Raw genomic sequence first — 8,076 nt, 5'->3', positions numbered from 1 at the left:
CCACCCACGACCAGATCATCACCCTGTTCCGCCCGAAACGCCACCGCCTCTCCGCCCGATCATTCCGTCATAGTCGGGCTGACGCATTTTCACTCTGGGCCGATTATGCCGCCAACGTGGTCGCCTGATCGATCGTAACCCAGGCCAATCGCACCTCATCCAATCAACCTGACAATGCCGACGGTGCGGTTCGTGGCGTTCCGCTCGCATTGGCGGTTAAGCGCTGAATTCTGCAATCCGGCCCAGGGTCATGAGAAGGGCGGCATTGAGGGCGAAGGCGGATATTTCCGGCGCAATCATCTGGTGCCGGTCCCCGCCATGGCCGATCTCGATGCGCTGAACGCCAGTCTGCTCGCCGATTGCCGGGCCGATGAATCGCGCGTTCTGGCCGGGCGGATCGACACGGTAGGCACCACGATGAATATAGAGCGCGATCATCTGCTGCCATGCGCGACCGAGGGGTTCGACATCGCAGAGATTGCCTTCCCGCTGGTCGACAAGCACGGCTGTGTCACGTTGAAAACAAATTTCTACTCGGTGCCGGTGAAGGTCGGCACACGGGTGGAGGCGCGGATCCGGCCGCTGCATGTCGAGATCTGGCACGCCGGCAAGCAGATTGCGCGCCACGAGCGTTGCCATCGGCGGTACCAGCATGTGCTTGATCTCGAGCACTATCTCGAGGTGCTGAACCACAAGCCAGGCGCGTTCGCGGGCTCCAAGCCGTTGGCGCAATGGCGCACGGCAGGCCGCTGGCCCGACAGCTACGACGAGTTGTGGGCTCGGTTGCGGGCACGCCACGGCAAGGAGAAGGGCACGCACGCGATGATCACCGTGCTGCTGCTCGGCCAGGAATTTGGCCATGATCGGCTGTGCACGGCGATCGCTACCACCGTCTCGCTCGGGGCCTGCGACGTAGGGGCGGTGCGTTACCTGCTGACGGAGGCGCGATTGAACAAGCCCAGAGCAGCGCCGATCGATGTCGGCGAACTGGCCCGTTACGACCGGCCGATGCCGAGCGTCGCCGATTATGACACGCTGCTCACAGCCCCCTGCCAGGGGCACGCGTGATGGGCGACATGCAGGACCAGACAATACGCCAGCAGTGCAAGGCGCTGCGGATGCCGACCATCGGCAGCCAGTTCGCACGCTTGGCCGAGGCGGCGATCCGCGAGACGCAATCGCATGTCGGGTATCTCGAAGCCCTTCTGGCGGCCGAGATGGAGGAGCGTGAAAGCCATGCGATCGCGCGGCTGCTGAAGGAAGCAAAGCTGCCCAGAATGAAGACCCTGGAAGGGTTCGAGTTCGACCGCTCTGGCGTCTCAGCGGCGCACCTGCGGGATCTGGCCGCGGGCGATTACGTGACCAAGGCGGAGCCGATCCTACTGGTCGGCGAAGCGGGCACCGGGAAGACGCATCTGGCGACGGGGTTATGCGTGGCCGCCTGCCGTCAGCGCCAGCGGGTGCGGTTCACCACGGCGACAGCGATGATCAACGAACTGGCTGAGGCGGCGCACGCCAACCAGCTCAGCCGCGCACTCGGCCGCTGGGAACGGCTCGATCTGATCTGCATCGACGAGCTCGGCTACGTGCCGCTGGCGGAGACCGCGTGCGAGTTGATGTTCCAGGTGATCGCCGATCGGGCGGAAAAGGCGGCGGTGATTGTCACCACCAACCTGCCGTTCTCCGAATGGTCGCAGGTCATTCCCAATCCGCGCCTGTGCAAGGCGCTGATCGACCGCCTGACCGACCGTGCCCACATCATCACAACCGGCACGGACTCCTACCGCTTCCGCCGCACCACGGCGCAACGGACGGCCAGCAAATCATGAACAGGAAGGAGAAAAACACCCGCTGACAGGCATTGCCGCCCCGCGGGGCGGCAATGCCTGTCCACCCCCCGGAGGTGGGCCAATATTCATCAGCACAAGTGGGCCAGAATCCATTGTCACAGCCACGTTGCTGGGGCCAATTCAGTTGGTGCTCAGTTACCTAACCAGTCAATCAACCATGTTTTGAAGCTCGGCCAGCACAGCAGTAATATCGATCATGCGCGATGATGTGATCTCGAGCGATCGCTCTTCCAGCGCGTCATCGTTTGGATGCAGGCGCTTCCACGCATCAAGCTTTGCATCCCGCTCGCGGAGAAGATTCTTGATATCGGTGGTGAACAAGGCGAATAGAGCATTGATAAATCGGCTGGCAGGCGCTTGGTCCGTCAAGTGGTAGGCTTGCGCAAACTCAATCGCTTTTGGCGCCGGGATAAAATCGTCGCCAGTAACCCAGCGATTAGTGGTAAATAGACTTATGGGGCGACCAAACCGATCAAGGGCAATCGCAATCAGATGATGGATCGGCGCATCCTCATGCCGACCCTCGGGCCGGATGAATGTGTGAATATGACCGATCTCAGCCCAGCCTGCGTTGCCCTGGCGATGCTCATCCGGCGCATGGGCATGAAAATAATATTGCGCTCCAGTCGCCGAATCAAAGACATCGCCGGGCGGATAATGTTCGAATGCGATGAACGATCCATCATTGAGAAATTCGGCAACTAAATTTGAACCTCGGTCTTCAATCGAACGCAGCGCGGCAACCAGCGCGGCGCCCGCTGCAATCCGATCTTGGTCATAGTTGACCATGGCGACAGGATTATTTGCCGGAGCAGGCCGCACAGTTGGATGACTTTGTCTTCTTTTTCGACATCGCCATGTGGGTCGATTTCATGGTATCCATCTTTTTGTCGGGCTTTGACATCGCCGCGTGCGATGATTTCATGTTGTCCATCTTGCCCACCGATTTCGAGGTCGTGCTCTTGCCACTGCAAGGATTAGGGGCCGTCGCTGCATGGGCGGGAAGTGTCGCAACCAGCCCGACAATGGCTACGGCGGAACCCAGTGCGAGTGACGCTTTTGTGATGCGATTTGGGGCTGACTGATTTGTCATGATTGATCCTCCGTGGATGGTTTTTGAATGAACCCGAGATTTGTGATCGGATCGCGCGCAGCCAAGACCACGCCCCATGAGAAACCCCATGGCTCGCGATATCGTGTCGGCGGTTCATTTGAATACAGAGGGCAACTGCGCGGAAAATCAATCGACGAGAGTGCATGAGCAAAATGCTCAATGCCGTTAATTCCAGTCTATTGAAGGTGCGGTGATCTCGTCGCAGCGCAGAGCGGCGATAAAGGTCATCGTTTTCCAGTGTCCATACGGCACCTTGGCCGCCAGCCTTTGGCCATGCAGGCACCATCCGCGCAGTGGCGCCATGTTCGTTTTAGCCCATGTCTCATCAACAAAGACCAAGCGGCTCGGATTAATCTTACCCTGATATTTCTTCCAAAACAACCGCCGACGGGCGATAGCTGGCCGATCCTGTTCGGCGGGCATAACGCTTTTTTTTGAAGCTGAGCCGCTCAGCGTGAACGAAATTCCAAACCGTCCGGTAGTCTACCTTCAAGCCACGGTCTGCAAGCTCCATAACCAGACCACGCAGCGTAAAATCAGATCCCACACGCCGCAAAAGCCATTCGCGGTGTTCGCCGACCAGCACCCGCGGCCGATGCCCACCCATTTGGCCAGGCGCCACGCTCCCCGTCGAGCGCTTCCGTTGCGCCCACTTCACAACACTTGACGCGCTGACGCTCAGAACAGATGCAACAGACCGAACGCTCTCACCCGCCAATACACGCGCAACCGCGCGCTCGCGTAAATCAATCGAATAAGCCTTCGTCATCCAAACTGGCCCCCATCCAGTCCAAACATCGAACCAGGTAAAAGCCGATTCGGGAATCCCACCCGATTCCCTCAAAACTCATCCCGCTCTAACAGGCGCAATGCAGCGCACGGCGGGCGTTGCCGTAGAGGCCCCAGAGCATCAGCACGATAGCAATGGCGTATAGCCACGTTTCATGGGTGGCAACAAAACCCTGGATTGGCAGACCAAGTGTGCCGGCTGCCGGCAACACCGAGGCAATGGCCGCAACGGCCAAGGGCAGCACCGGCGAGCAACATAGCAACGTGGGTAATACAGCGACAATCGCGCCCAACATGGATTTACCCGATGTCGCGCTGCCTCCCTGCCGCAGCCCATAGATCCCGAGTGCTGTGGTCAACCCAAGTAAACCTGCCATGATCAGAGCCAAAAGCGTCTCGCCGACAGAGAGGAATTGGAGCGACACTAGGCCGATCGCACCACCAGTATCCGTGGCAGGCAGGACCAGGAGATAGAAAATAAGCCCGATAAGGAACGTCGCTACGCCCCACAGCAGCGCCCGCCGGTCAGCGAATGCCATGCGGATCGCAATCGGCATCTGCGCGATATTTTGCATCGTCGCGGTCATCATGATTTGTTCTCCGAAGCGATAAATGCCTTGATCTTTCCGAACGTTGCCGATGGGGTCGAGGAAACAGTTTTGATCTTCCTGTCTTTGCTGATCAGGTCGTAGACATCGACATAATGATGCGGGTTGTAGAGCGTGTAGAGCGCCTTGGTGTCATCACCGAAAATAAAATGTGGATCATGCATCAGGCTCGGCGCGGCCTGCGTGGCGAATTTGGTAATGCCGATACCCGGATAGCCACCATTTTTGTAGTCGCGTAAAACAATTACTCTGATATTGGTTTTGTCGATCATGGCCTTTTTCTGCGCAAAGACGCGCAGTCCGGCCCGACAACTGCCGCACCAGGTAGCAACCTGCCACAGCATGATCGGATGGCCTTTATAAGTGTCGAGCGAGATGGTCTTACCATGGCTCACGAATGACGCGGCGGGCGCTGGCTGATTGCCGGTGCTTGGCGCATTCTTCGGGCCCATGACTCCCGAAGGGGAGGCGAAGGCAAAGGTCGGCAGCGCCATTAAAGCGGCAAGCAGTGCGAGGCGGCGGGAAGTTGAGCCGGTTGGGATTAGGGATGCGTTCATCATGTAGCTCCTTTCGAGGGATAAAAGATTTAACCAGCACAGCAGGAGAGCTGTGAGACGTCCTTAGTGAAGGTTTGGGCAGCGAGCTTGAGACCCTCCGTCATCACCAAATATGGGAACAACATGCTGCCAAGCTCCTGCACGGTCATGCGATATTTTATGGCGATCGCAGCGGTCTGGATCATTTCCCCGGCATTGTGGGCAAGGATCTGAGCCCCGATCAGGCGTTGTGACCCCGCGTCAGCGACGAGTTTGACAAAGCCAGTTGTGTCAAAATTGGCGAGAGCCCGAGGAACGTTCTCAAGGTCAAGGCGACGGGTGATGGTGTCGATGCCCGCTGCCTTGGCTTGAACCTCATCAAGCCCAACGGTAGCAACGGAAGGATCCGTAAAGACGACTGCCGGAACGATCGACAAGTCGAGAGCGGCATCACCCCCGGTCATGTTGATCGCGGCACGGGTGCCAGCAGCCGCGGCAACATAGACGAGTTGGGGCATCGTGCTGCAATCGCCAGCCGCGTAGATATGCTCGACCGAGGTGCGCAAGTGATCGTCAACAACGATGGCGCCCATAGGATCGGTCGTTACCCCGGCCTGATTGAGCGCGAGATCGTCCGTGTTCGGTCGCCGCCCCGCTGCAACGAGGAGCTGTTCGGCGACCAGTATCGAGCCGTCCTGGACGCCTCCTTTAAGCGTCAGGTTGAACCGATTGTCTTGATAGCTTACGGCCCGAGCGCTCGTCTCGGTTAAGATTTTGATGCCTTCGGCTTCAAGCGCCGAACACAATCCGGCGCCGAGTTCCGGATCATCGCGAGTGAGCAGAGTGGCGCGTGCAAGAACAGTGACTTTGGAACCAAGTCGGTGATAGGCTTGAGCGAGTTCGAGTGCGACAAATGACGAGCCGATCACGATGAGACTTGTTGGAACCGCAGCGGCGAACAGAGCCTCAGTTGAGGTCCAATAGGGCGTATCCGCTAATCCAGGAACCGCTGGAATGGTCGGGGTCGCTCCGCTGGCAATCAGGATACGGTCCGGCGTGAGCCGAGTTTCCGCGCCTGCTGCATTCGTCACCATGACGGTCCTCGCGTTCTCAAACTGCGCTGACCCACGCAGCAACGTAATTCCTGGCTTGTCGTCGAGAATACTCTCATATTTTGCACCCCGTAGCGCATCGACCCTAGCTCGGAGTTGGGTGAGCAGGGCGGGGCGATCAACCGGAGTGTCGGATCGTCCGATCCCGGCAAAGGGGTGATGCGCTTGTTCGTGCCTGATTTCAGCGGCACGCAGGAGGATTTTCGAGGGGACGCAGCCAACATTGACGCAAGTGCCTCCAATGAGCGGAGCGCGCTCAATCATGGTAACTCGCGCCCCCTCATCGGCCGCGCGGATCGCAGCGGCGAAGGCAGCCCCCCCGCTGCCAATGATTGCGATATGCAGTCCTGAACCATCCCCGTCGGGAGATTGCGCATCCGTCAAGGGCTCAAGGCTATAGCCGCGTTTGGCCACCGCCGCCCTCAGGGTTGCCAAGCCGCCCAGCGCTTCTCCACGGATTTTGGCAATCCCATCACGATACGATACTGACGCCTCGACCCCTGGCAGCTGATTGAGCGCCGCTTCGGCGCTGCGCGCGCAGTGCTCGCAGGTCATACCGGTGACCCGTAGTGATAATGTCTCCATGCGTCATATCCTTCTCAGAATTCCGAAGTGCCTTAGCGATCGCGCTAAAAATTTATCCCTCTGGGATGCGAGATCGGACTGGTCCTTCCAACAGATTGTAGTATGGGTGCTGGAGTTACTCCAGAAGCAAGAGGTATTCGATGGTTTCAACAAAAAATTTACCACCCCATGGACCCTTGAGCCGGTCGGCTAAGCAGACTGTTCCAATCGGCATTGTTTCGCAGCGGAGTGGCTGCAGTATCGACACGATCCGGTTTTATGAAAAAGCTGGCGTTCTTCCCCTGGCGCTGCGCACTGAAACTGGTCGGCGGGTCTATAATGAAAGTGATATTGCTCGGATTACTTTTATCCGCCGGGCGCGTGAACTTGGTTTTTCCCTAGATGAAGTGCGTGGATTGCTCGCTCTTGCCGAAGGGACTGGTGATGCGTGCGAGAAAGTGCAGTTACTGGCCCAATATCACCTCACCGAAATCGCAAGTAAGATTGCTGACTTAACCACGATGCAAGCTGTCCTCGGCGCATTGGTCATTCAGTGCAGCCAGGGGGACAACGCTGCAGGCATTGTCAGGTTGATTGGATGAGGTGCGATTGGCCTGGGTTACGATCGATCAGGCGACCACGTTGGCGGCATAATCGGCCCAGAGTGAAAATGCGTCAGCCCGACTATGACGCGGGCATTGTCAGGTTGACGATACCTCCCGGTGCCCGTAGCCCTTTGGCATGATGGATTTGACCTCTATGTTGCGATTGAAGGGGTATCGCTTCCCCCGGTCGGTGATCGCCTACGCGGTCTGGAGCTACTACCGGTTCAACCTAAGCCTGCGCGACGTTGAGGATTTGCTGGCTGAACGCGGTGTGACGGTGAGCTACGAGACGATCCGGGTATGGGTCGATCGGTTCGGGCCGCAGATCGCAGCACGGATCCGGCGCGACAGACCGCCGGCGGGCGACAAATGGCATATCGACGAGATGGTGATCACCATTGGCGGTGAGCCGCACTGGCTATGGCGTGCCGTCGATGACCGGGGCGACGTGCTGGACATCCTGGTCCAGAAACGCCGCAATGCCCGTGCTGCCCGACGGTTTCTCCGCAAGCTGATGCGCCGATGGGGCCAGCCGCGCGTCGTGGTGACCGACAAGCTGCGGAGCTACGAGGTTGCCCTCCGAAACGATTGCCGCAGTGCCGATCATCGGTCCCACAAGCGGCTGAACAACAGGATCGAAGCCTCTCATCGCCATACAAGACGACGAGAGAAGATTATGGCCCGGTTCAAGTCCGCCGGCCAAGCCCAGAGATTTCTTGCCACCCACGACCAGATCATCACCCTGTTCCGCCCGAAACGCCACCGCCTCTCCGCCCGATCATTCCGTCATAGTCGGGCTGACGCATTTTCACTCTGGGCCGATTATGCCGCCAACGTGGTCGCCTGATCGATCGTAACCCAGGCCAATCGCACCTCATCCAATCAACCTGACAATGCC

9 protein-coding genes and 3 pseudogenes are annotated in these 8,076 nt (G+C 58.6%); 6 read left to right on the top strand and 6 right to left on the bottom strand.

The genetic code is table 11. From position 1 onward, the window contains the following. From ACYUCQ_RS15995 to istB, 3 genes and pseudogenes are all read left to right on the top strand, one after another. Positions 1–128 (top strand): annotated as a pseudogene (locus tag ACYUCQ_RS15995) (IS6 family transposase); the annotation flags it as partial. Between the two features lie 46 nt (positions 129–174). Beyond that, on the top strand, positions 175–1,068 hold the full coding sequence (locus tag ACYUCQ_RS15990) for a Mu transposase domain-containing protein (RefSeq protein ID WP_460255551.1): 894 nt from the start codon (positions 175–177) through the stop codon (positions 1,066–1,068). Beyond that, a complete protein-coding gene (gene istB / locus ACYUCQ_RS15985) occupies positions 1,068–1,829 on the top strand; it encodes an IS21-like element helper ATPase IstB (protein ID WP_460255550.1) in 762 nt (253 codons plus the stop codon). Before ACYUCQ_RS15990 ends, istB begins: the two co-directional genes overlap by 1 nt. Positions 1,830–1,997: 168 nt before the next feature. Here the strand turns inward: istB and ACYUCQ_RS15980 are convergent, their stop codons facing one another. Continuing rightward, a complete protein-coding gene (locus ACYUCQ_RS15980; protein WP_460255549.1) occupies positions 1,998–2,639 on the bottom strand; it encodes a DUF6969 family protein in 642 nt (213 codons plus the stop codon). Positions 2,640–2,653: 14 nt separating this feature from the next. Here ACYUCQ_RS15980 and ACYUCQ_RS15975 point away from each other — a divergent pair, with 14 nt between their 5' ends. Next, positions 2,654–2,935: a hypothetical protein gene (locus tag ACYUCQ_RS15975; protein WP_460255548.1), complete on the top strand. Its 282-nt coding sequence runs from the start codon at positions 2,654–2,656 to the stop codon at positions 2,933–2,935. 212 nt (positions 2,936–3,147) lie between these two features. On the opposite strand, the pseudogene ACYUCQ_RS15970 reads toward ACYUCQ_RS15975, so the two are convergent. The 5 genes and pseudogenes from ACYUCQ_RS15970 to merA all read right to left on the bottom strand — a co-directional run. After that, positions 3,148–3,610 (bottom strand): annotated as a pseudogene (locus tag ACYUCQ_RS15970) (transposase); the annotation flags it as partial. Positions 3,611–3,655: 45 nt separating this feature from the next. Continuing rightward, positions 3,656–3,733 (bottom strand): annotated as a pseudogene (locus tag ACYUCQ_RS15965) (hypothetical protein); the annotation flags it as partial. A gap of 88 nt (positions 3,734–3,821) precedes the next feature. Continuing rightward, complete coding sequence (locus ACYUCQ_RS15960) at positions 3,822–4,343, bottom strand: hypothetical protein (RefSeq protein WP_460255547.1); 522 nt, start codon at positions 4,341–4,343, stop codon at positions 3,822–3,824. Next, positions 4,340–4,921: a thioredoxin domain-containing protein gene (locus ACYUCQ_RS15955; protein ID WP_460255546.1), complete on the bottom strand. Its 582-nt coding sequence runs from the start codon at positions 4,919–4,921 to the stop codon at positions 4,340–4,342. The genes ACYUCQ_RS15960 and ACYUCQ_RS15955 overlap by 4 nt, the downstream gene beginning before the upstream one ends. Positions 4,922–4,947: 26 nt before the next feature. Further along, positions 4,948–6,594 carry a mercury(II) reductase gene (merA, locus tag ACYUCQ_RS15950; RefSeq protein WP_460255545.1) on the bottom strand — a complete coding sequence of 549 codons (1,647 nt, stop codon included), beginning with the start codon at positions 6,592–6,594 and terminating at the stop codon, positions 4,948–4,950. A 140-nt stretch (positions 6,595–6,734) separates the two neighbouring features. On the opposite strand from merA, the gene ACYUCQ_RS15945 reads away from it, so the two are divergent. Continuing rightward, on the top strand, positions 6,735–7,175 hold the full coding sequence (locus ACYUCQ_RS15945) for a MerR family transcriptional regulator (RefSeq protein ID WP_460255544.1): 441 nt from the start codon (positions 6,735–6,737) through the stop codon (positions 7,173–7,175). 139 nt (positions 7,176–7,314) lie between these two features. Further along, a complete protein-coding gene (locus tag ACYUCQ_RS15940; RefSeq protein ID WP_460255543.1) occupies positions 7,315–8,025 on the top strand; it encodes an IS6 family transposase in 711 nt (236 codons plus the stop codon). Positions 8,026–8,076 lie beyond the last annotated feature (51 nt).

The organism is Acidiphilium sp. MT5 (assembly GCF_054767495.1).
The sequence above is the reverse complement of the archived record's forward strand: the minus strand, read 5'-3'. Positions and strand labels throughout refer to the sequence as shown.